The organism is Cytobacillus sp. Bva_UNVM-123, from assembly GCF_046351715.2.
Taxonomy (GTDB): domain Bacteria; phylum Bacillota; class Bacilli; order Bacillales; family Cytobacillaceae; genus Cytobacillus.
This window is the reverse complement of sequence record NZ_CM177772.1, coordinates 2,250,852-2,271,825: the sequence shown is the minus strand read 5'-3', so window position 1 is coordinate 2,271,825 and position 20,974 is coordinate 2,250,852. Positions and strand designations below refer to the sequence as shown.

Sequence of the window (20,974 nt, the reverse complement as noted above, 5' to 3'; positions counted from 1 at the left end):
TCGAAATAAGATATGATTTTTTGTAAAAATGGTAACATCTATTCTTATCGATTCTCAGATGATAACCGTAAGAAGCAAGGAGATATAAAGTATGAACTTGACCCAAATCAATAATCTGTATTATTTGTATTAACCACTGAGTGGTGGACACCAATACAGATCACTGGCCGGCTTAAAAAAGCAAATGTGGATCTATCCTATGTAAATCATCTCATTAAAGACTTAATGTATGAGGGGTTGGTACAGGCTAATCCAGTTATACTTGGCATGTACCGATTAACCTCAGTGGGTACTGCCACAAAAGCTGTTCTACAAGGGGAGTAACTGCTCCCGCTCTCACGGATTGACTTGTATACGGAACACATGTTATAGAAGAAAATAGAATCAAAGTTAGATGAAAATGGCTAATTAACAGCGTTTAGGAAAACCAGTACATTCTACTATTTATCTAAAAATAATAAGCATCCAATCATTTGGATGCTCTAGATACATTATTTAGTTCCTATATATATGATCAAAATAATAATTATCACTTTCTTTTTTGAAGTTTAACTTAAGTAATATATTTGTTTCATCGCGATCTTTCCTTAATTGTACAGAAGCGAATTCAAATTTCTCAATTGGATATTGTTTTAAAAAAACTTCAGCTTGCAAATTCCCATCTTCGATAGCTTCTACTTCAGTTTTCACACCAACAGGAACAGTATCATAATAATGTTTTGCAACAATAAAGCTAATGATTTCATCCCTTTCGAATCGTTTAACTTTCGTTGTAGTTCTGTTACTAACACTATAATAATCACAAATAATTGGTTTTAAAAATATTCTAAATGCTACATATTGCATAATTTCATCTTCATTTTCTTCATAGATGCCAAGATATGATTTCGGTTCAGCTAAAATTGCATTTTCAAGTTTATAGTATTCTGCATCGTATTGATTTGGATACTTATCTTTAGGTGTTGCTATTAATAATACATGTTTCTTACCTTTAACCTCTAATTTATTTAGGTAATCATAAATGGACATACTATCTCCTCCTCGCCTACTCTTTTCGATAAAAGATAATATTTTCCTCTAATGAACTTTAAACATCCCCTTGCTAACATGTTTGCAAGTATTTTTTCCTTGGAGATGGCACTCTGTAGCTAAATTGTTCCTTTTCCATTTATAATGATATAGGTAGTATTTACTAATTATTTATAGTAATATATTACTATATTTTATGTTGCCGAAGGTGGTTAGCCATATGAATTGCACTTGCTGTAATAAACCATTGAAAGACTCAATCCGTACTGGTGGATTTAAATCATGTCCGCGTTGCTCGCAAAATAATCCGAAGCATGTACATATTTTCTATCCTGAAAGTGATTTTGGTACAACTACGCATCGTATTACACCTAATAACCACGACGGTATTCAAAGCCATTGTACAGAATGCAGAGGCGACAACGTTAATCCTAATGGAATAGAATGCTGTGATATGGAACAATAATAGTCATTCAAATAAAAAAATCGGTGATAATTCATCGGTTTTTTATTTTTATTTAAATATTTTCAAATAGGGCAGTTTGGGAGTAATCATGGTCATATACAAAGTTTATGAATGCTTCTAAGCTATATGCCTAACGCACCGCATGATGTTCTTTCGATGTTACCACGTTCCATTCTTCACGAGTGTGTGGATAGCAATTTTTCCGATTAATATTAAACATTGATCTTCATTTTTTTACGGTATTTATCACTTAAAAGTCCTATAGCTAATATGATCCCCATAATAAAACCAACCATATGGACATAAAAAGTATCCAAGCCAAGCAAATTTCCGATAATAAAACATCCGATTACCCAATTCATTTCCCACGTGTTTTTATGTTTAGCAAACAATTCTTTCTCTTTTATGCAATTTATGAGGATAATCCCCATTATTCCATAGATTCCAGGAGAACTACCGATTGAGTAATCGTAAGAAAAGAGAAATCCTGAGATTAAACGTTCAATTAAATTACAAACAAAAAATGCAATTAAGAACCATTGGCTTCCGATTTTTTTCTCGATGATAACACCTGCGAAATAAAGAGAAAGACTATTGACTAAAAAGTGAATGAATCCCCCATGTAGAAGGCTAGAGATTATGAATCTCCACCATTGATTTGTTGATATCCCATATTGCGTTAATGCTCCCCATTCATATACACGTCCATCTAGAACGAAAGTGTCCAAGATAAAAAAGATGGAAAATACGCTGATAATAAATATAGCTGCTTTAGGAAAATAATTTTTCATTGTATAAGTCTCCCTATTTATAAAAACTTTTACAAGTACTCGTCTAACTAGTCTTTTTGTTCATGGTAAAATTTTATTCTACACATCACCACCGAATTAAAGAAAACACTTTTTCAATTCTTGTTACTTCTTCATAGAATTGTATCATCATTCTGAACCTCCTATTCAACTGGACTATCAATTTAGTGAATATTCCTTAATGTAAAGTGCTGTATTTTATGTGATAATATAGTAAAAGTTTAATTATAAACAAGGGGTGATTTACTTGAAAAAAGCTACACGAAAATACTTGACTGCTATGTCTATTATTTTTACAGGAATGATTATTTTAGCAGCCATTCAAGTAGTTCTTTCCCCACTCCTATTGGTTAGATTAATAAATACGATTCTTATTATTTTTGTTTCGGCATGTACTGGAGCATTCATTCGAGAAATGTTCATTTTAAAACAAAAATAAATGCAAACTTCTCCTTCGTTACTTATGTGCAATCTGTACTTGCAGGAGTATTCACCAATGTATTTTTCTTGTTTTTCTTAATCCACACAGAGGCAGCTGTTTTCTATTCAAAGCCCCATACACTCCTTACTTTTTTGGGCTTCTATATTTCAAAACTTCACTTGATTATCTATTTACATTCAACTATCCAATATTTACTATAAAAGCTAGAATAGTATTGAGGTGACATAATGCTATATATAATTTGTTTAATTTCAGGTGTACTTTTGGGTCTATTTCTTTATGGACCTCTTGGTATTCTTCTTGGAGCCATATTCGGAATTCTTGTTATCATTGCTTGCCAACTGGAATTAATTATTAGTAGTCTTAAAAAGCAAAATTCTTCAAGCGTTGGACCTAAACAATAGGTCTTTTTTTAAAAGATAATACAAACTATATCAATCAACCTATCAACTACAGAGAACAATAAATTGCCACCCGCTTAATACATTTCATTTTTTCAGCTATTTTACTCTCTGTAGTAAGATTTTCCCGTGTTTTCATCATCGATTGAAAGTTTACCATTAGGTACAAAAACATTACCTTCACCATCAACGTATATTCAACTCCTTCATGGTCATCCTCATTAGATCCGTCAATCATCAGAAATCATTCATCAAAATAAATCATATTAACTGAAACTTTTGTGGGCAGTTATTTAGATGGTTCATTTAAATGAAGAAGCTAAGGTGTAAAAAAATGCGTAACAATCAAAAAAATGAAAACATACTAACATAGTAGCACAAACCATGTCCTTGGTTTATGCTACTAATTTTAGTATGTTTTTTATTTAAAGTTTCAGTTATTTTTCAGAAAACGTGTATAAAGTAGCAAGTAACAAAGGAGGTAAATGAAATGATAAGGAAAATGGTTAAGTTTACGTTAGTTTTCTTCTTATTATTTGCAGCAAGTCCATTTAGTCCGATAGTGAATGCGGATCATAAGGAAAAGAAGGAATACAAAAAAGAGCATAAAGAAAAGTATCGATACGAAAAACATGACGATGATGATGACGATGACGACGATGATGAAAAATATGAGTTTGAAAATAGGAAGGATGATGAAATTTATCAGGAGAGTAATCCTTTTTCTGCAAATTCATTTTGGAATGCCTGGACGAGAGAGGCTAGCAACTATACAAATAATGACTTGCCCTTCCAAGATGCAAAAGAAGTAAACCTTGAATTAGATCAGCAGAGTGCGAAATTTTTTATCGTGCCACAAAATGGACAATTGCTTATTTCTAGTGAAAAAATAGCAAACTTTCTCGGAGTAGAAGTAGATTTTTTCCCGCAGAGTGAAATTCTTGTCATTTCAAACAAGAAAAATGAGTTAATTATTCGAGCAGGAACGAATGCAGTGTATGAAAATATGGTTAAAACACCAATGCCAGCACAAGCAGTCAACTACGAAAACTCAATCTATTTACCGATTTCAGTAATCGCTAATGCATTTAATTATAGAGTGAGCTGGGATACGGAGAAAGAAACGATTTTATTACAGACAATCAACTAAAAATGGGGTGTGTGTCTTGAAAGCCAAAGTAAAAGCAAAATGGATTGTAGGCATATCTGGGGCTGCTTTTTCTGCATTTGTACTTGGACAAATAAATGAAGGAACAGCAGGCAACTCTGACGTACCAAAGATTGAAATAACAAAGTCTATGAGTGAGCGAGAAATCGAATTAGCAAAACTGGATTGGAGCAATTTCTCCGTTCTGAACGATAATTCTGAAAGGACAAAAAAAAGTGATCGAACTTCAAAAAGATCTTAACCAAGCGAAATTAGATTCCATTGAAATAAAGATCATGAACACAACTTTCTATATCGCTGTATCAAATAGTGAAGTGATGAATTGGAAAAGCAAGATTACTTCATGGCTTCGACAGTTTGAAAAAATGATATCTCGTTTTTTGAAGAATAATGAGTTATGGAAATTAAACGAAGCAAGTTGTAATCAAGAACTAACTTTATCTCCGCTCCTTTATGACATTCTATTAAAAGCGGAAAAATATCGCATAAAAACGGGAGGGCGGTTCTCACCATATATGCTTAAACAATTAGAAGCACATGGATATAATCGAAGCTTCCCATTTAAAACTGCTCCCGAAAAATGGATCTTGCCAATAAAAGAATATGAAAAAGAGCCAATCATTTTCCAACATGACTCACGAATAACGAAAAAAACGAATGCAAAGATCGACCTCGGTGGAATCGCAAAAGGATATGCCGTAGAAGCTACAGCAGGCTGGTTAAAAAGATATGCAAAAAGCAAATATGGAATTGTCGATGGCGGAGGTGACATTACTGTTTGGTCGAACGGAGAAAAGACATGGACAATTGGCGTTATGAACCCATTTGAAGACAATAAAGAAATGGGCGTTTTCTCCATTCAAAATGGGGGAATTGCCACTTCTAATACTATTCATCGAAGCTGGGTGCAAGGAAAAACAAAAAAACATCATCTTCTAGATGGACGAACTGGGATGCCTATTGTGAATACAATCATCCAGGCTACAGTCATCATGCAGAATTGCCTTGATGCTGAAATTGGGGCAAAAATTTGCTTTATGAATGATGGTTTGCCAGTAAAATCTATTTTAAGCATTCTTTCGAATCCATTCAATTACATTCTTGTAAATTCAAATGGGCAACTGGAAATGAGGTGAAATCGTAAATGATTAGTGCATATTTCTCGACTTGGAATTTAATCCGCATTTCGGGCTTCCTTGCTTATTTTCTCTTTACATTAGCAATCTCTGCCGGATTAATGAGTAAACTATTAGCTTTTCAAAAGAAAAAGCCTTTCCTGATCGAACTGCACGAAACGAGTGGATGGACAGGATTAGTGACAACCGTATTTCATCTAACTGTTCTTACAGTTGATCACTATGCCCCTTATAAACTGAAGGAAATATTTATCCCTTTAATGGCAGAAAATGCCCCAATTTCTTCTGCTTTTGGGACAATTTCCTTTTTTCTTTTCTTAATCGTCATCGCAAGCTCAGACTTTTTAAAAAGACGTTTAGGAGTTCAGTTTTGGAGGAAGCTCCATCTCCTTGTTATACCAGCATGGACATTAATGCTCCTGCATGGCATTATGATTGGTACAGATTCAAATCTTACTTGGGCAGCTTTCTTATATAGCAGCGGGATTGTACTAGTAATGACTTTAATCATATTTCGCAACCTCGAAGGAAAAATAGAAGCACAAAAGAAAAGATAAGTAGAAAAAGCAAATGAGATCGGTCAGTACGCCGATCTCATTTATTAAAGTGAATCGTAAACATTGTTCCAACATTAATCTCACTTTTAACTTCTATTTTTCCACCATGAGCATCTACGATTGTTTTGGCAATTGCCAAACCAAGACCAGAGCCTTCTCGATTTCTTGTTGAATCCACTCTATAAAACCTGTCGAAAATATAAGGGAGATTTTTAGAAGGAATGCCTGAACCAGTGTCTCGAATCATAATGGAGATTCTTTTTTCACTAGAGGTTAAGAGACAGTTAATCTCCCCTTTTTCCGTATAACAAATCGCATTGTCTAATAAAATATACATTAATTGCTGAAGTCGAACAGCATCTCCAATCATCATAACATTCTCTTGAATCTCCTGTTTAAAAATGACTTCATCTGAAGCAATTCTTGAAACCCTATGAATGAGTTTACTAAGAAGAGTTGATAAATTTAATTTCTTTTTTTCTATTTTCATCTGTTCTTGATCATTTCTTGCTAAAAAAAGCAAGTCTCTGAGAAGATTTTCCATTATTTCCGCTTCAATTTTAACATCTGCAACGATTTCTCTGCCAAAGGGACTTAAACGTTCCTTCTCCTCCCGTTCTAACAAATCAATTGAACTATAAAAAATGCTTAATGGTGTTCTCAGTTCATGGGAAGCATCAGAGACAAACTTTTTTTGCTTTTTATACGATTTTTCTATCGGTTTCATCGCTTGACCCGCAAAAAAATAACCAGCTAAGGCAAATAATATACTAAATATGAAAGTTAACAGAAGCAGAACCCAGACAATATTTTCAATTAGGTGCTTTTCATTCGTAATGTCTTTTCCGATTAGCACATTTCCATAGATCATCCCTTCATGTTCTAATGGATATTTAATGACAAGTAAATGTCCTGTCTCCCACTCTAGCTCTTTTTTTACCTTTAACGCTTCATTACGTACGTTTAACTCTATAAGCTCTTTAGACAAACCGCGAATGGTTTCTTCTCCCTCTACAAAATTTTGCTTAGCGTCATATAAATAGTAAAATATACTTTTCTCTGGTTTATATTTTAATTTTCCTTTTTTATGTTCTTTAATTTCCTCGAAAAAATCATGTGATTCCTTGTAAAAAAAGGAATCTAATTCTTTTACTTGCTCTTTCTCAATCATTGATGAAATAGTAAAATATAAAATGATAATAAAAATGACCAAAATAAATAATAGTGATGCTGTAAACAAAATGGTCAGCCTAGCTTTAAGCGTTTTAAACATCGCGATTCCTCAATTTATAACCGACACCACGAATATTCTGAATATATGAGGCTTCCCCAATACAATCAATTTTTTTTCGAACAAGTTTAACTAAGGCATCGAGTGCATTTTGGGAAACATCAACATCAAAGCCCCAAATTCTTTCGAGAAGAAGCTCCCTCGTCATCACTTGATGCTTATTACGTAGAAGAAGTCTGAGCAATTCATATTCCTTCTTTGATAATTCAATTATTTCCCCATCCCTTTTTACCTCGTGTGTATTAAGATTTAATTCTAGACCATTACAAGTTATTAACTCTTCAAATGGTTTTTCCGTTCTTCTTGATAACGCCCGTAGTCTCGCTGCCAACTCCTCGAATTTAAAAGGCTTCACGAGATAATCATCTGCACCAGAATCTAGACCAGTGACAACATCCTCCACTGAATCTTTTGCAGTAAGAAATAGAATTCCGCCTTTATATCCTTTTTTTCGTAATTTTTGACATGTTTCTATTCCATTTAGCTTAGGCATCATCCAATCAAGTACAACTACATCATATTCAGTATATAAACTGTAATCAAAAGCATCTTTTCCATTTTTCACCCAATCAACACGATTAAATTCTTTCTCAAGTAAATGAAAAATCATTTTCCCCAATCGTTCGTCATCTTCCGCAAATAGAATATTCATAAAAACCACTCACCCTTAAAATGACAGTACTTTATCTATACAATAGCAAATAAATCTGATAAGAATATGAAAAAAACTGATAAGTTTAATATTTTTTCAATTTAAAGGGTGATTATAAATTTCCTTTGTAGCAGTCTAAAAAATCAAAGCATAAAAATTTGTCCATGATTATTGAACAGGCAAACAATCTTAGCCTTTCTAAGCTTCCAAAAATAATTTTTCTGGGTCCTCTAAAAGCTGCTTCACTCGTACTAAAAAGCTAACCGCTTCACTTCCATCAACAATGCTGTGATCATATGAAAGAGCAATATACATCATCGGTCTAATTTTGATTTTTTCATTATCAACTGCAACAGGACGATTTTAAATAGAATGCATGCCTAGACTTCCTCTCTCAAATCTAGTAAACAAAGTAATTCTTTTGTCGATTAATATCATTAATTGTCTGAATATTACCAACTAAAAAATACCAATATTTGTTATAATAGGTTTGTAAATGGAAAGGGGTGAAACAAACTATGAAAAAGAAACTTCTATACATAGTTATGGCTTTTGGTTTTGCAATAGCTGTTACTGCAACTCCAGCTACTACTGCTGAAGCTAGTGTTTGTATTGGTGATGACAAATATAAACCGAGACCTTGTCAAGCTTAATACTGTTCGAAGCGCTAAGTTTCTTAGCGCTTTTTTTGATAGTCTGAGATAATCTAGTAAACAAAATACAAACTGTGTCAATTAACCTATCCACCACGAAGGACAATAATTGCCCACTCGTCAAATACATTATTTAACTGGCGCTATTTTTTGTTTCCTTAAATCCTAATACAATAATGGTAATATATTAATTATTGGCACCTCATATGGATGTACATCCTTGATTATTTTCTTCACAAGTTCTATATCCCTATACGAGCACCTAAATTCCATTTTACATTCTGTACCAAAAGAAATTTCTCCTACTTCTCCATCAAATGGAGTTGATCCTTCTAATGGTCTCCAATAACCATTAACTATTGTATAGGAAATAACATTGTCATATTTCCCTTCTGTTAAAACACCAATTTCATTTAATTTATTCCTTAGCTGCACAATAAACTCTTTTGGTAATAAAACTTCAACTTTAACAAAATGAATGTCCATTTTATATCCCCTTTTCTCAAGCTATAAAAATAATAGCATTTTAAAATGAAACAAACCCTACCTTTTGTTTCTTTGATTTTTTTTCTTACTATTTCTAGACCTTTTTAAATTCCTCGATAATAAAAGAACCCCAATAGAAACCAGGCCAATTATTACTGCAGGCATTACATAATAAAAGAATATAATAAATATCTCAGTCTCTTTATTCCATTCCAAACTTCTTCACTCCTACCTTGTGTTTAATAAATGTCGCTTACATGTTTCCAGCCTCCTTCACCCAATTGCCCATCTTTCCAACAACGACTCAACAAGATTCATCCGAATTCTTCCTCTTTCCCCCCAAATCTTTAATTTTCGGTATGGGTTCTTATAAGTTGTTGAAAAAACCGAAAAATGGAAACTGATTTTCAAATAATTTTTTTGATAATCCCATTATTAAAATTTTCCTAAGATTAATGGGCTATTGGTTTATATTTGTTATACTAGCAACATGGTTTCTTGCCATAAACCTATTTAGTCAATTGCACATTTATTTATAAATACGGACAAGTTTTAAAAAATTGAATACTATATAACACGCCACTACATGAAGATACCTCCACAAGCAATTACCATACAGGCACAATTATTAGTGCCTGTATGGTGTTGTGTGAATTACTTTTTACTCTTGGTTTTCTTTGTTTTTGATAATATTTTTGCTACATGTTGCAAAATACTTGATGTGAGGTGTAACTATGTGGCCGTTTCACCCTTACTGCAACATTTACTGTTTCCAATACTTTTGTTCCTTTCTAGTAAACTAAATATTTTTTCGAAACCAAATACCTAGGTCAAAAACTATGGTATAATTTTCTAAGACTACAAGGAAATGAGGTTTTATCGATGCCAGAAATTAAGTGGGGATCCCCATTAAGTTTAGCTTGTTTAGGTGTATTCTTAGGTGGACTAGGAATATTTTTTAAAGCAATATGGAGTACTTTTTTGTAAACAGACTATTTTAGTCTGTTTTTTTATTAAATAAATTGGAAACATAATAATTCTTTTGTCGATTAATATCAATTATTGCCTGAATATTACCAATTTATAAAATACCAATATTTGTTATAATAGGTTTATATATGGAAGGAGGTGAACTGATGAAAAGGAAATTCATTACAAGTATCATTACTGTGCTAACAATTTTTACTTTTTCCTTAAGTGCAACAGCTTCAACTACTCCAAGTCATATTTGTACTAAGCCGCCTCCATTAGGATCCTGCATTCAACCTTAATACATATAAAAGCTTATAGTTTTTTAGCGCTATATTATAGCGCTTTTTTTGATGTTTATTAAACACAAATACACAAAAGAAATGTAAAAAATCACATTATTCCTTAACTTCAAGAATATATCCTTCTCAAAGAATCTAAATATTGATAACTTATTCAGCAATAAAGATAAATACCTAGGATTATTTACCCGAAAACATATGGTTAATTATTAGAAAGTATGTAATAATGTAGAAAATTAACAGATGATTGGGGAAGTAAAATGAAAAAGACTCTTATAAGTATATTTTTTGCTTTAATTTTATTAACTGCTTGTGGTAACCCAATAAAGGATGATTTGTTATCATACATAAATGATGATTTTACGCCTCTAGCTTATTTAGAATTAGAAACAATGAATGCTTTTGATAGTGTTACTGGTGCTAATTACACAGATGATGAGACTACTTATTATACCTTGATAGATGAAGTAGTTCCAAAATACAGTGAGTTCATTGATAAATTAGAGGCAATTATGCCAGATACAAATGAAGTATCAAAATTGCATGAACAATACATCGATGCTGCTAATCTTCAACACTCTGCATTTTTAACTATTTTAGATGCGTTAGAAAAAGGGGATCCTGGACTTATAACAGAAGCAAACGAAAAGCTTGACGAAGCTAGAAAAAGAATTCGCGCTTATGAACAGAACCTTAAAAAGCTTGCAAATGAAAATAATGTTGAAATTGATATGAATGAATAGAGCAAGTGCCCCTCTAAACGAAGGGCTTTTTTTCTTACATCACTTTCTATTCTAATTCCGCAATTTTCCGTGCCAATGGCAGCTCATGCCCATACATAAAATTGATTAAATCCGTACCGTGTATAGAAGAGTAACAAACTCTTCCAAATTTATCTTTTTCTATATGACCGATACATTCATGACCGGCCAATTCCATTTCTAAACGAAAACCTCCAATTCCTGCAAACAAATCTAGAAATATAATACCGATCACTTCCTTGCGAAACATAATAATTCTTGTGATTAATATATTTAAGTGTACAAATTTCATTTGTAGCCAATGTTCATAAAATGATTGTAATGAACTAAGGAGTTGATAAAATGTATTACCAATTATCCTCAAACGATCAAAGGATTAACAACGCTCTTGTTTCTGATATCGCCAGAGCAATTGATGGTGAGTATTCAGCAATTGCTTGCTACAAAAAATTAGCAAACATTGCACCTACACAAAAAGTAAAGAACAGAATAACTGAAATTCGAAATGATGAGAAAAAACATTTCGAAACCTTTTCTCAAATCTATACCCAACTTACTGGTATGAAACACTCCCCTAAAATCACCGAGCAATGTCCTAATGACTACAATTCTGGACTTGATTTTGCATTTAATGATGAACAGAAAACTGTAGATTTTTATCTTGAAATTGCGGACAAAACAACAAATTCTACTATTAAACATGCATTTACTCGAGCTGCAGCAGATGAACAAAATCATGCTGTATGGTTCTTATATCTTTTAAAATAGAGGTTCAATGCCTCTATTTTTTTAAAAGAAACATAATACAAACTGAGTCAATTAATCTTTCATTCCTACTATTTAATCCTCTGTAGCTTTGGTCCTTCCTCGTTTTCATCATCAATAGAAAGTTGTCCAGTAGCTACAGAAACATTACCTTCTCTATCAACGCTGGATTCAATTCCTTCATGGTCATCCTCATAAAACGTTTATAAAAACAAGAACTTCAAAATAACTCTAAACACATCTAGTAAAATCGGGCAGTTATCGGGCAAATTTCAAGGTTTAATCAGGCAATTTTTATATGTAATCACTCGGAGTTTCGAGCGTCATTGCTCGAGCTCTTTTTTCTTTTATAAAATATATTCCCTCTAATTTCTATTATTGGTAATATTAAGTCGTATATAATTAACCGAAGGAGGAAGAGTATTGAAAAAAATAATAGTTTTATTGTTAGGGGTATTTTTACTGACAGCTTGTAGTAACAGTACAGGAGGAAAAGAAGAACTTTCAACAGCAAAAGTTATAGAAGCTTTTAAAGAAGCTGGATTAGAAGCAGAAGAACCTAAACAAATGACAAAAGATGATTATGGAATGGCGCCAATGAAAGCGAAAGATGCTCAGATCGTAAAGCTACCGTCATTGTGTGACGATTGTAATGCACGTGTTTTTAATTATGAAAAAGAAAAAGATTTAGACCAAATGAAAGCTTATTATGACGAATTAGGCAAGGAAAGTGCAATGTTGTTCTCCTGGACTATTAAACACAAAAATATTCTCGTACAGTTAAATGGAGACTTACCAGAAGATGAATATAACAAATACAAAGAAGTTTTAGAAGGATTTTAATAAACCCATAAAACCGTCTCTTATGAGGCGGTTTTAATTATTCTAAGGGTTCTGGGTTGTCCTACCAGCCAATTTATATATCCCCTGTCACTCAATTTATGAAGAAAATCACTTATCATCGATGGTGACTTCACATATAATACTTCACAAAGATCTCGATATGAAGGTGGATAACCATGTTCATGTATATAAATTTTTAATGCCTCTAAACTCTTCTTGTCTTTGGTTAATTTTGCATAATTTAATCATCTTTTTCTCCGTTGTTTGACAACTGATAATTTGTAAACTGTCCTCAGCTGCTGTTTATTACAGTCATCTAATTACATTAATTGATTCTGAAATCTATATCAAAAAAAGCAGATACTAAGACTAAGATCTAGTCTGAGTACCTGCTTTTTATAAAAAAATCATCTAAATGTAATAATATTATTATTCAATAATTGGATTATCAAACATAGCCTTATCATACTCATTTTTTAATAAGGACTTATAAAATTCAGTATTTCTTAGATAATCTTCTAAACTTACTGTAGAAATAACTTCATTGTTTGCACCATTAGTTAACTCTATTTTCATCTCTTGTGCTATATCCGCAATGTTTTCTGAATCGTTATTGCTCTTATCATTAATCTCAAAAGATTTAATTTTTGCTTCTTCAATAGTTTCAAGTGATATATATTGCCAAACTGTTTCCGGAAAATCACCATCTAGAATATTGTCTGCAAAATTTAAATTATGGTTTGAAGGATTTGGTTGAACCCTAAAACCACTTACTCTAATATTATCTAATGCTTGCTTCATTATGTAATCTGTAGTCATATACCCAGCAGTGCTGTGATAAATATTACTACTCCAATTATAATAATTATAATCTAATGGAGCTGTTACTCTATAAGTCCATCCATATGCTAGCATCCCATTATAATTAAACTCTTTATACGTTCTCCAATGATATATATCATTACCCTGATACGTTTGAGCAAGACTACCTGGTCTGTATGAGCTATCTATAATCTTTGTTATTTCTATTTAATTATTTTCCAAAAAAAACTTATAATTGTAATTAAGTTTACTTACAGGAGGAGTTTATATTGCCAAGAATATTTATTTATTTTAGTTTGTTGGTTGTAATTGCTTCTTTATTTGGTTGTACAAACAGCTACCCCTATCCAAATGATTTACCCGATAAAGGCGGATATTCAATAATAATTATTCACTCTGAAGATGATGATATGGAAAAACCAGAATTCATATCCAATCTTTTAGAAAATAATATTTATAAAGTAATACAAGTTTATTATAGTAAGCTTGATAATATTTATCCGAAGCTAGATGTTAAAAGTGCACCATATTATATTTTTCTTGATAGTAAAGGAATTATCTATGAAACATCTGACATTAATGATGCTAATAATTTTTATAATGAAGCAATAAATAAAAATGCACATTGAATTTATAATGAATATTTAATATATGTAATAAAAGCCCTCTTGAAAGAAACCACAAAGTCCATTTACCATCAGTATTCAAGATTCGAGGGTAATTTTTGGCTTTATAAAAATCATAATACCGTTTAACAATTCTAATATTATGTTTTTTCCTTAAATAAGGAGTTCTCTCAATTACCTTTACTCGGTTACCAATTTCGCACATTTCTATCGATATTGATTTTTTGTTACCTGGACCATTCCCATCCGTTGCATGCCAAGCTACATGATTCGGCGGGATAGCTTCGATAATGTGGTTTTCATCCACAACATAATGACAAGATGCTGTTCTTTTAATCAAAGGGCTATCTGTAAGCCAAGAGCGCTCATTTTTGCTGTAGACTTCATATTTGCCGTGCTGTGGATGGTGATAGTATCCGGTACCATTGTTAAATTCGGTCTACGATTATAAGGAGTGCTAAATGGAATGTGGTCTTTGATAATACTCATTATTTATCACCCTTTTCAAGCAGTTTCTTGGCACCGCTATACAACCTTCTTGAAGAATCATTGTATAACCAACCAGAAAATCACCATCATTCTTACGGATTTCAAACTTTTCTCCCTTGTCGCAACAAATGAAAAGGATTCAGGCAATGTTTTCAACTTGTGTTTTTTCAACATCCTCTTTCCCTCCTAATCAACTGATCTATCAAACTGGCCCAGATTTGTGTTTTACAACAAGTTTTTTACAATTATAGGTAATAAATACTGTTTTTTGAATTCTTTCAAAATATTATGTTAATTCGCTTGTTTATATTATATAATCTCTTTGGGAGGTGATAATATTGAAAAAGAAAATAGCAATGCTATTATTTGTATTTTCAGTAATCACAGTATCATCTGTATCAGCAGCTCCTCCAGATAGAGAGCCTATTTGTATTAAAGTGCCTGGTGGACTACCTATTTGTGAATGGTAAAATAAACAAAAATATAATATTTTAGACTATTAACCACTATTTTGTGGTTATTTTTTTGCACAACAAAGATATTTTAATTAAACTTCTTCGCACTCACTTTTATATTTCACTTCCTTCTCATTTCTTAATCAAATTCATTTTTTTTCACTCCTCATATTTTCTATGAAACTCGCTGCTTCTTAAAAAATAAAATCTTCTCTTGATTAACAACACGATAATTAACACCCTGAACATGTTCTATTTGTCCGATAATACAACAACCATCATCAAACGTAGCTTTAGCCTGTTCAATCGCTTCTTCTTTGGTATCAAAAGCCGAATATCCCTACTCGATTTCTAATGGCGAATATGTCCATTGACCTTCCACATTTCATCCATTCTTAAGAAATTCCTTTACTCTTGTGTTTCCTTAATAAACGATATTACTTACTGTTTAGGAACTTTTATAACTTTCTTAGCAATTAGACTTCCAATTAAAGCAGCAAAAGCAGAGACAAATGTCATATAATACATTTTAATTTCATTCCATGGTGTTAAATAACTTACAATGCCTACTACAATCAACGTAAAAAACACTGCAAATATTGACTGTTTTGTATTTAGTTTCAATAGATTCATAGCGTGCTCCGCCTTTTTTCATAAAATTAACATCTTAATTATAGCCAACAGTACTTTTTATTTACGAAAAATTTCCTCTATATTAATGTAATGGTAATAATGTTAATTTTTCCATGGTGGTGTGATATATGAAATTAATTAAACGTTTGTCCTTTTCTGTTCTAGGTGCAGTAACAGGATTATGGTGGTCCACTCAGCCCGTTACTTTCAAACATCGTGTTAGATGAGCTCGATAAAGAATTAGAGAGAGAGGTCATAAATTCGTTCGGTACGCAGATGACTGTAATATTTACGTGAAAAGTAAACGTGCAGGCGAATGTACGATGGCAAGTGTACAGCGATTTATTGAAGGAAAACTACGACTTAAAGTAAATGAACAAAAGTCAGCAGTAGACCGACCGTGGAATCGGAAGTTCTTAGGGTTTAAGTTTTACCTGCCATAAAGAACCGAAGGTTCGTATTGCGAAACTTTTGCATAGAAAGAAGAGAACTGATCGCTTGTAAATCGATAAATGGTTCTATATAAATTAGACATTAATGTTAAAATATAAAGAAAATTATGAAGGAATGCTCTCTAAACTAACAGCAATTTATCGAGACAAGTCATTCTCTTTTATATACATCAAATGCTTAGACAAACATTTTCCTTCTAATAAAGATTTCCGCCAAACATAAATTGAGAATCCAACAAAGCCACACCGCAATGGTGTATGACGTAACGTAGGAAAGGTTTACACCATGGTGAATAATTGTGACAATAACGTAAATGGTCATATTTGCAAAAGAAAGGAAAAAACTACGAATTATCCAATGTTTGTGGGGAATTATTTGTTTCTTTTTAATAAATAAATACCCCTTGAGTGTTGTCAAAATCCATAAGGTGTTTAAAATGAGAAACCCAATTGTGCTAAGCCATCCCCCTGTTGCAAAGAAAGATACATAGAATCCAGGAATGTAGTTCAAAATAATCGACAAAACATAAATACGTCCATTCCAACGGTGAAACTGCAACGATTTCAAGCGAATTCGTTTAATCAAACCTAAGGGTCCTGTCATGAGAGCTGCTATAGAGAGAAGAATGTGAATACGAATCATCACAGTCCATAATGACTGGTTCATTAGGAATTGATCTTTATTGGAAAGAAACCGTTGAAACAACGGGTCAATTATAAAGTTTTTTGAAAGCGTATGTAGTACCCACATTATAGGGATGATTATAATAAGAATATTTGTCACTTTTTTTACTCGATCCATTTTTTCCATCCTTTTTGAAGATTACTGTAGGCCTTTATCTAATAAGTAAAATTCATTTTAATTCGATAGGAAGCGCTACCCTTTCATTTTAAATGGAGGCTGAAAGAGTAGCGTTTTTCTTTCTTAATGAAATGATTTATTCCTAAGCTCCATGGCATTCTAATTCTTTATTCTCTAATCTTTAAAAGGAGCATTCATCACCCAATCTACAAACCCCATACGAAGCATAGAAGAACTCAAATTATTTGGCTGTTGCTGTGCATTTTTTAAATCGGAATCATATTTAATAAGTTCAATCATAGATTTTTTGAAACCTAATCGAGGATAAACCTCAATTATAAAATTAAATGTTTCCTCCGGAATATCTTCTATACGTAAACCAACTATATCCATTCCCGCCCCGAAATGAACTAAAGCAATCTCTGGTTGTTTTTCTTCAGCAATTTCCGAGGTATGTAGAATAATAGCTTCACGTACTACATCAATTTTATCTTGTGAAAAACCATGAGAATGAAGGAATTTTTCTGCATGATCAGCACCTTCATATTCAAATGAATGTTTACAACAAACATGCTCTGTAAGACCAATATCATGTAAGACTGAAGCAAGATAAAATAACTCCTGATCATATTTAAATCCATATTTTTTCCCCAATGCATCACCAAAAGCATATGTCCGTAAACAATGATTATAAAGAAATTTTGGAGAAATCTCGTAAACCAATTGGGTAGCTTCTTTTGCTACCTTACTATCTGGAATAATAATGTTATGCATAATTTCCTCCTAAGTTTTAATTGTTTTTCAATAAATTCATGTCGGATATCAATAGCATGATATGAACATTACGTGCTAATCAAATACTAATTCTCACAACCTCATTTTAGAAATTCTATTCTTATCTTAAAAGAGACCGTTCGGTCTCTTTTAAGATAACTTATTATATGTTAATGTACAACTAAAACATGTTACAATTTTTCAACAATAATAATGGAGGATATTATGCAAAAAGGTGAACAAACACGGAGACACATTGTTTTAAAATCGGCAGAATTGTTTAATCAAAAAGGCTATGCTGGCTGTTCAATGAATGACATTATGGAGGCTACAGGGCTACAAAAAGGTGGAATTTACCGTAATTTTAAAAGTAAAGATGAGATTGCTTTAGAGGCATTTGAATACGCCATTGATACTGTCTATCAACATTTTTCTGAGGCGATACGCAATGCTAATACAACATTAGAAAAGGTTGGTGCTTTTTTTAATGTATACGAAGATGTAATAAATAATCCACCAATAAAAGGGGGATGTCCTTTGCTGAATACTGCTGTAGACAGTGATGATACGAATCTACTGTTAAGAGAAAAGGCACTTGGAGTTTTCTATACATTTCTCAATATGGTTGAAGGAATTGTAGAAGAAGGTATTCAAAACGAGGAGTTAAAACCGGATATCGATACAAAGGCGATAGCTTCCTTTATTGTTGCAACCCTCGAGGGAAGTATTATGGCTAGTAAACTAGAAAGGGATAATAAACACGTTACTTATAGTAAGCAACACGTGCTGCGTTATTTGTTTATGCTACAAAATTAACTTATTTTTTATTTTGAGAAACAACGAGCTTTTTGACTTAATGGTGATGAGATTGTATCCGAAATAGAAAGATAATCTGTCTCCTTTCTTTATTTACTATGAATACTATAAAAATTAGTGTGGTTAAATAGTCTTTAAAGAAATAAAAAAACGGATAACTTTACATTGAATACTGTAAAGTCATCCGTTATGGATGGTTATGATAAATGCGGATATACAACGTTAAGGAAAAAAATTTTAAAAATTCCAATTTCTTATTATTAAATTTGAGAAATTGGAATTTTTTTCATTACTCCAGAATAGCGCCCGATTGCCGAAGATCAAGATAATTATGAATGCTACCTTAAGCTTGTTATTTGTAAACTCGAGTAACTCTTTGACCCAAGTTACAAGCAACTTCAAACGATATGGTTCCTAACATATTTGCCACTTCATCTAATGATATCAAATGATTTCCTTGACCTCCATAGACTACAACCTCATCACCAATATTTACACCCTTAATATCAGTAACATCAATCATACAAAAATCCATACATATTCTACCGAAAACAGGAGATTTTTGTCCGTTTATTAGAACGTAAGCCATTCCAGATAAGCGTCTCGAATATCCATCAGCATACCCAATCGGAATAGTTGCAATAACTGCTTTATCTCTTTCAATTTTAGTTGCTCCATATGATACACCATCCCCTTTTTCGAGTGTTTGAATATGGATGACTTTGGTTTTTAACTGCATTGCTTGTTTTAGATTAACTTTTGACTTATTTACCTCTTTAGATGGATAAAGACCATACATTGATATTCCGATACGAACCATATCGTAGGTCATATCTGGCATTTCTATTGTTGCAGCACTATTCGCAATATGAAATAGGGGAATAGAAACTTTTCGTTTCTCCAATTCTTCCAATAACCTTTTCCATCGATTCTTTTGTTTTTCTGCATACCATTTGTCGGCTTCATCTGCGGTAGCAAAATGTGAATACACTCCTTCTAGATAGAGCCCATCCATTTTTGAAACGATATCGATAAAATCATTTGCTTCTTCTGCTATCAGTCCCAATCGTCCTATTCCTGTATCGACCTTTACGTGAACTTTTGCCTTTTTTCCTAAGATCTGTCCAGACTTTGATAAAGATTCTGCATGTTCCATATTAAAAATTGATTGTGTTAAATCCCAATGAACAACATGATTCGAAGCTGAAGGAGGTGTGTATCCAAGTATAAGTATAGGTGCTTGAATATCTGATTTTCGTAGTTCAATAGCTTCTTCTAAACTGGCCACCGCTAAATAATCCACTCCACTATCAATCGCTTTTTTGGAAACCTCGACACTACCGTGTCCATAACCATTCGCTTTTACTGCAGCCATTATTTTTGTTGAGTTAGGAATAATTCTTCGAAATTCACTAATATTATGTGAAATATTGCTAAGGTTAATTTCAGCCCATATTGGTCTATACATTATTCCCCCTCGCTTTAAGTGAATTTTCAATGATCAAGTCAAGTAGCTTATTATAAGGAATACCCGCTGATTGTGCGCTTTTTGGCAGCAGGCTATTTTTCGTCATCCCAGGTAATGAATTAACTTCTAACACATAAGGGATACCGTTTTTAATCATCATGTCGATTCGGGCATAAACACTACATTTCAATGATTTATAGCAAGTCATTGCAGCACAAGAGACGCGGTTAAGTGTTTCTGAAGAGAGTTGGACCACCTCTTCAATGGTATCTGCATCATTATATTTGGAGGTATAATCAAAAAACTCTCCCTGATGACGAATGGAAACCACAGGTAAAAGCTTTCCATCCAATATAGAACAAGTGATTTCCTCGCCTTTTATATACTTTTCGATTATCACTTCGGAATCCCATTTGAATACTTCAGCAATCGAAGACTTAATCGTGTCTTGGTCATAAACAATTTTTACCCCTACACTCGAACCTCCTGAATTAGGTTTCACAACTACTGGATAACCCATCTTATCTATTTCATCCATTTTAAGTTCTTCCATGTTAGTAAGGTGAATCCAATCCGGTGTTTGCACACCTTCATAACGGATGATTTTTTTCGAGATATTCTTATCCATACATAAACTGCTAGACAGTACGCTACTCCCTGTATAAGGAACTCCGATAGTTTCAAGGGTACCTTGAATGGTGCCATCCTCTCCATACCTGCCATGTAGCGCCAGTAGAGCAGCGTCAAGATTTTTCGCCTTTTCAACTAAATCTTCTTTGTTATCTAGTTGGATCGGTACAATTTCATATTTATTTTTATCTAAATTCGCAATCATTTCCTCACCTGTCATGAGCGAAACTTGTTTTTCAGAAGAAAACCCTCCCATAATTACGCCAACTCTCATTTT

General features: G+C 32.7%; 28 protein-coding genes and 2 pseudogenes. 15 read left to right on the top strand and 15 right to left on the bottom strand.

Annotated elements, in window-relative coordinates:
• Nucleotides 1–495: 495 nt before the first annotated feature.
• Entirely contained in the window at nt 496–1,029 is a 534-nt protein-coding gene (locus KDN24_RS11255; protein ID WP_409972539.1) for a hypothetical protein, read from the bottom strand.
• 220 nt (nt 1,030–1,249) lie between these two features.
• Between KDN24_RS11255 and KDN24_RS11250 the strand changes: the two genes are divergently transcribed.
• Nucleotides 1,250–1,495 carry a hypothetical protein gene (locus KDN24_RS11250; protein ID WP_409972538.1) on the top strand — a complete coding sequence of 82 codons (246 nt, stop codon included), beginning with the start codon at nt 1,250–1,252 and terminating at the stop codon, nt 1,493–1,495.
• Nucleotides 1,496–1,707: 212 nt separating this feature from the next.
• On the opposite strand, the gene KDN24_RS11245 is transcribed toward KDN24_RS11250, so the two are convergent.
• Nucleotides 1,708–2,286, bottom strand: a complete 579-nt coding sequence (locus KDN24_RS11245) for a rhomboid family intramembrane serine protease (protein WP_409972537.1) — start codon at nt 2,284–2,286, stop codon at nt 1,708–1,710.
• Between the two features lie 265 nt (nt 2,287–2,551).
• Here KDN24_RS11245 and KDN24_RS11240 point away from each other — a divergent pair, with 265 nt between their 5' ends.
• From KDN24_RS11240 to KDN24_RS11220, 5 genes are all read left to right on the top strand, one after another.
• Entirely contained in the window at nt 2,552–2,743 is a 192-nt protein-coding gene (locus KDN24_RS11240; RefSeq protein ID WP_409972536.1) for a hypothetical protein, read from the top strand.
• 894 nt (nt 2,744–3,637) lie between these two features.
• Nucleotides 3,638–4,297, top strand: a complete 660-nt coding sequence (locus KDN24_RS11235; RefSeq protein ID WP_409972535.1) for a copper amine oxidase N-terminal domain-containing protein — start codon at nt 3,638–3,640, stop codon at nt 4,295–4,297.
• A 16-nt stretch (nt 4,298–4,313) separates the two neighbouring features.
• On the top strand, nt 4,314–4,556 hold the full coding sequence (locus KDN24_RS11230) for a hypothetical protein (protein ID WP_409972534.1): 243 nt from the start codon (nt 4,314–4,316) through the stop codon (nt 4,554–4,556).
• On the top strand, nt 4,531–5,451 hold the full coding sequence (locus tag KDN24_RS11225; RefSeq protein ID WP_409972533.1) for an FAD:protein FMN transferase: 921 nt from the start codon (nt 4,531–4,533) through the stop codon (nt 5,449–5,451). Before KDN24_RS11230 ends, KDN24_RS11225 begins: the two co-directional genes overlap by 26 nt.
• Before the next feature lie 8 nt (nt 5,452–5,459).
• Nucleotides 5,460–6,008: a ferric reductase-like transmembrane domain-containing protein gene (locus KDN24_RS11220; RefSeq protein WP_409972532.1), complete on the top strand. Its 549-nt coding sequence runs from the start codon at nt 5,460–5,462 to the stop codon at nt 6,006–6,008.
• Between the two features lie 37 nt (nt 6,009–6,045).
• Here the strand turns inward: KDN24_RS11220 and KDN24_RS11215 are convergent, their stop codons facing one another.
• The 3 genes and pseudogenes from KDN24_RS11215 to KDN24_RS11205 all read right to left on the bottom strand — a co-directional run.
• Nucleotides 6,046–7,281: a sensor histidine kinase gene (locus KDN24_RS11215; RefSeq protein ID WP_409972531.1), complete on the bottom strand. Its 1,236-nt coding sequence runs from the start codon at nt 7,279–7,281 to the stop codon at nt 6,046–6,048.
• Nucleotides 7,274–7,951, bottom strand: a complete 678-nt coding sequence (locus tag KDN24_RS11210; protein WP_409972530.1) for a response regulator transcription factor — start codon at nt 7,949–7,951, stop codon at nt 7,274–7,276. Before KDN24_RS11210 ends, KDN24_RS11215 begins: the two co-directional genes overlap by 8 nt.
• Nucleotides 7,952–8,149: 198 nt before the next feature.
• Nucleotides 8,150–8,341, bottom strand: a pseudogene (locus tag KDN24_RS11205) (2-oxo acid dehydrogenase subunit E2); the annotation flags it as partial.
• A gap of 128 nt (nt 8,342–8,469) precedes the next feature.
• Here KDN24_RS11205 and KDN24_RS11200 point away from each other — a divergent pair.
• Nucleotides 8,470–8,604, top strand: a complete 135-nt coding sequence (locus KDN24_RS11200; RefSeq protein WP_409972529.1) for a hypothetical protein — start codon at nt 8,470–8,472, stop codon at nt 8,602–8,604.
• 165 nt (nt 8,605–8,769) lie between these two features.
• Here the strand turns inward: KDN24_RS11200 and KDN24_RS11195 are convergent, their stop codons facing one another.
• Nucleotides 8,770–9,090, bottom strand: coding sequence for a YqfO family protein (locus KDN24_RS11195; protein WP_409972528.1), 321 nt, complete (start codon nt 9,088–9,090; stop codon nt 8,770–8,772).
• 1,136 nt (nt 9,091–10,226) lie between these two features.
• Here KDN24_RS11195 and KDN24_RS11190 point away from each other — a divergent pair.
• Together KDN24_RS11190 and KDN24_RS11185 are read left to right on the top strand one after the other, a co-directional pair.
• The gene (locus KDN24_RS11190; RefSeq protein WP_409972527.1) at nt 10,227–10,361 is read left to right on the top strand and encodes a hypothetical protein; all 135 of its coding nucleotides are present in this window, start codon (nt 10,227–10,229) and stop codon (nt 10,359–10,361) included.
• Nucleotides 10,362–10,621: 260 nt separating this feature from the next.
• Nucleotides 10,622–11,104: a hypothetical protein gene (locus KDN24_RS11185; protein ID WP_409972526.1), complete on the top strand. Its 483-nt coding sequence runs from the start codon at nt 10,622–10,624 to the stop codon at nt 11,102–11,104.
• A gap of 46 nt (nt 11,105–11,150) precedes the next feature.
• Here KDN24_RS11185 and KDN24_RS11180 read toward each other — a convergent pair whose 3' ends face one another.
• Nucleotides 11,151–11,414, bottom strand: a complete 264-nt coding sequence (locus tag KDN24_RS11180; protein ID WP_409972525.1) for a DNA cytosine methyltransferase — start codon at nt 11,412–11,414, stop codon at nt 11,151–11,153.
• 50 nt (nt 11,415–11,464) lie between these two features.
• On the opposite strand from KDN24_RS11180, the gene KDN24_RS11175 reads away from it, so the two are divergent.
• Together KDN24_RS11175 and KDN24_RS11170 are read left to right on the top strand one after the other, a co-directional pair.
• Nucleotides 11,465–11,890, top strand: a complete 426-nt coding sequence (locus KDN24_RS11175; RefSeq protein ID WP_409972524.1) for a ferritin-like domain-containing protein — start codon at nt 11,465–11,467, stop codon at nt 11,888–11,890.
• A 420-nt stretch (nt 11,891–12,310) separates the two neighbouring features.
• Nucleotides 12,311–12,730, top strand: a complete 420-nt coding sequence (locus tag KDN24_RS11170) for a putative periplasmic lipoprotein (RefSeq protein ID WP_409972523.1) — start codon at nt 12,311–12,313, stop codon at nt 12,728–12,730.
• A 20-nt stretch (nt 12,731–12,750) separates the two neighbouring features.
• On the opposite strand, the gene KDN24_RS11165 is transcribed toward KDN24_RS11170, so the two are convergent.
• The gene (locus KDN24_RS11165; RefSeq protein WP_491348480.1) at nt 12,751–12,918 is read right to left on the bottom strand and encodes a LexA family protein; all 168 of its coding nucleotides are present in this window, start codon (nt 12,916–12,918) and stop codon (nt 12,751–12,753) included.
• A 241-nt stretch (nt 12,919–13,159) separates the two neighbouring features.
• Entirely contained in the window at nt 13,160–13,645 is a 486-nt protein-coding gene (locus KDN24_RS11160; RefSeq protein WP_409972522.1) for a hypothetical protein, read from the bottom strand.
• A 176-nt stretch (nt 13,646–13,821) separates the two neighbouring features.
• On the opposite strand from KDN24_RS11160, the gene KDN24_RS11155 reads away from it, so the two are divergent.
• Nucleotides 13,822–14,181, top strand: coding sequence for a hypothetical protein (locus KDN24_RS11155; protein ID WP_409972521.1), 360 nt, complete (start codon nt 13,822–13,824; stop codon nt 14,179–14,181).
• Here KDN24_RS11155 and KDN24_RS11150 read toward each other — a convergent pair.
• Nucleotides 14,138–14,485 carry a hypothetical protein gene (locus KDN24_RS11150; protein ID WP_491348479.1) on the bottom strand — a complete coding sequence of 116 codons (348 nt, stop codon included), beginning with the start codon at nt 14,483–14,485 and terminating at the stop codon, nt 14,138–14,140. The two genes, KDN24_RS11155 and KDN24_RS11150, sit on opposite strands and share 44 nt — an antisense overlap.
• 520 nt (nt 14,486–15,005) lie before the next feature.
• Here KDN24_RS11150 and KDN24_RS11145 point away from each other — a divergent pair.
• On the top strand, nt 15,006–15,137 hold the full coding sequence (locus KDN24_RS11145) for a hypothetical protein (protein ID WP_491348418.1): 132 nt from the start codon (nt 15,006–15,008) through the stop codon (nt 15,135–15,137).
• Nucleotides 15,138–15,563: 426 nt separating this feature from the next.
• Here the strand turns inward: KDN24_RS11145 and KDN24_RS11140 are convergent, their stop codons facing one another.
• Nucleotides 15,564–15,755, bottom strand: coding sequence for a hypothetical protein (locus tag KDN24_RS11140; RefSeq protein ID WP_409972520.1), 192 nt, complete (start codon nt 15,753–15,755; stop codon nt 15,564–15,566).
• 183 nt (nt 15,756–15,938) lie between these two features.
• On the opposite strand from KDN24_RS11140, the pseudogene KDN24_RS11135 reads away from it, so the two are divergent.
• Nucleotides 15,939–16,223 (top strand): annotated as a pseudogene (locus KDN24_RS11135) (reverse transcriptase domain-containing protein); the annotation flags it as partial.
• 162 nt (nt 16,224–16,385) lie between these two features.
• Here KDN24_RS11135 and KDN24_RS11130 read toward each other — a convergent pair.
• A complete protein-coding gene (locus KDN24_RS11130; protein ID WP_409972519.1) occupies nt 16,386–17,009 on the bottom strand; it encodes a DUF2306 domain-containing protein in 624 nt (207 codons plus the stop codon).
• A gap of 174 nt (nt 17,010–17,183) precedes the next feature.
• Nucleotides 17,184–17,783 carry an HD domain-containing protein gene (locus KDN24_RS11125; protein ID WP_409972518.1) on the bottom strand — a complete coding sequence of 200 codons (600 nt, stop codon included), beginning with the start codon at nt 17,781–17,783 and terminating at the stop codon, nt 17,184–17,186.
• 225 nt (nt 17,784–18,008) lie between these two features.
• Here KDN24_RS11125 and KDN24_RS11120 point away from each other — a divergent pair, with 225 nt between their 5' ends.
• On the top strand, nt 18,009–18,599 hold the full coding sequence (locus KDN24_RS11120; protein WP_491348417.1) for a TetR/AcrR family transcriptional regulator: 591 nt from the start codon (nt 18,009–18,011) through the stop codon (nt 18,597–18,599).
• Nucleotides 18,600–18,951: 352 nt separating this feature from the next.
• Here the strand turns inward: KDN24_RS11120 and alr are convergent, their stop codons facing one another.
• Both alr and KDN24_RS11110 read right to left on the bottom strand, forming a co-directional pair.
• Nucleotides 18,952–20,067 (bottom strand): alanine racemase, encoded by a 1,116-nt coding sequence (gene alr, locus KDN24_RS11115; RefSeq protein WP_409972516.1) that lies wholly within the window; start codon nt 20,065–20,067, stop codon nt 18,952–18,954.
• Complete coding sequence (locus KDN24_RS11110; RefSeq protein ID WP_409972515.1) at nt 20,060–20,971, bottom strand: D-alanine--D-alanine ligase; 912 nt, start codon at nt 20,969–20,971, stop codon at nt 20,060–20,062. Before KDN24_RS11110 ends, alr begins: the two co-directional genes overlap by 8 nt.
• Between the last annotated feature and the right edge of the window lie 3 nt (nt 20,972–20,974).

Excerpts from the sequence above, each read along its gene's own strand:
- KDN24_RS11210 (WP_409972530.1), bottom strand. The coding sequence starts at position 7,951 with ATGAATATTCTATTTGCGGAAGATGACGAACGATTGGGGAAAATGATT.
- KDN24_RS11175 (WP_409972524.1), top strand. The coding sequence starts at position 11,465 with ATGTATTACCAATTATCCTCAAACGATCAAAGGATTAACAACGCTCTT.
- KDN24_RS11255 (WP_409972539.1), bottom strand. The coding sequence starts at position 1,029 with ATGTCCATTTATGATTACCTAAATAAATTAGAGGTTAAAGGTAAGAAA.
- KDN24_RS11250 (WP_409972538.1), top strand. The coding sequence starts at position 1,250 with ATGAATTGCACTTGCTGTAATAAACCATTGAAAGACTCAATCCGTACT.
- KDN24_RS11125 (WP_409972518.1), bottom strand. The coding sequence starts at position 17,783 with ATGCATAACATTATTATTCCAGATAGTAAGGTAGCAAAAGAAGCTACC.
- alr (WP_409972516.1), bottom strand. The coding sequence starts at position 20,067 with ATGTATAGACCAATATGGGCTGAAATTAACCTTAGCAATATTTCACAT.
- KDN24_RS11220 (WP_409972532.1), top strand. The coding sequence starts at position 5,460 with ATGATTAGTGCATATTTCTCGACTTGGAATTTAATCCGCATTTCGGGC.
- KDN24_RS11180 (WP_409972525.1), bottom strand. The coding sequence starts at position 11,414 with ATGAAATTTGTACACTTAAATATATTAATCACAAGAATTATTATGTTT.
- KDN24_RS11190 (WP_409972527.1), top strand. The coding sequence starts at position 10,227 with ATGAAAAGGAAATTCATTACAAGTATCATTACTGTGCTAACAATTTTT.
- KDN24_RS11195 (WP_409972528.1), bottom strand. The coding sequence starts at position 9,090 with ATGGACATTCATTTTGTTAAAGTTGAAGTTTTATTACCAAAAGAGTTT.
- KDN24_RS11200 (WP_409972529.1), top strand. The coding sequence starts at position 8,470 with ATGAAAAAGAAACTTCTATACATAGTTATGGCTTTTGGTTTTGCAATA.
- KDN24_RS11140 (WP_409972520.1), bottom strand. The coding sequence starts at position 15,755 with ATGAATCTATTGAAACTAAATACAAAACAGTCAATATTTGCAGTGTTT.
- KDN24_RS11130 (WP_409972519.1), bottom strand. The coding sequence starts at position 17,009 with ATGGATCGAGTAAAAAAAGTGACAAATATTCTTATTATAATCATCCCT.
- KDN24_RS11235 (WP_409972535.1), top strand. The coding sequence starts at position 3,638 with ATGATAAGGAAAATGGTTAAGTTTACGTTAGTTTTCTTCTTATTATTT.
- KDN24_RS11245 (WP_409972537.1), bottom strand. The coding sequence starts at position 2,286 with ATGAAAAATTATTTTCCTAAAGCAGCTATATTTATTATCAGCGTATTT.
- KDN24_RS11120 (WP_491348417.1), top strand. The coding sequence starts at position 18,009 with ATGCAAAAAGGTGAACAAACACGGAGACACATTGTTTTAAAATCGGCA.
- KDN24_RS11185 (WP_409972526.1), top strand. The coding sequence starts at position 10,622 with ATGAAAAAGACTCTTATAAGTATATTTTTTGCTTTAATTTTATTAACT.
- KDN24_RS11160 (WP_409972522.1), bottom strand. The coding sequence starts at position 13,645 with ATGCTAGCATATGGATGGACTTATAGAGTAACAGCTCCATTAGATTAT.
- KDN24_RS11215 (WP_409972531.1), bottom strand. The coding sequence starts at position 7,281 with ATGTTTAAAACGCTTAAAGCTAGGCTGACCATTTTGTTTACAGCATCA.
- KDN24_RS11110 (WP_409972515.1), bottom strand. The coding sequence starts at position 20,971 with ATGAGAGTTGGCGTAATTATGGGAGGGTTTTCTTCTGAAAAACAAGTT.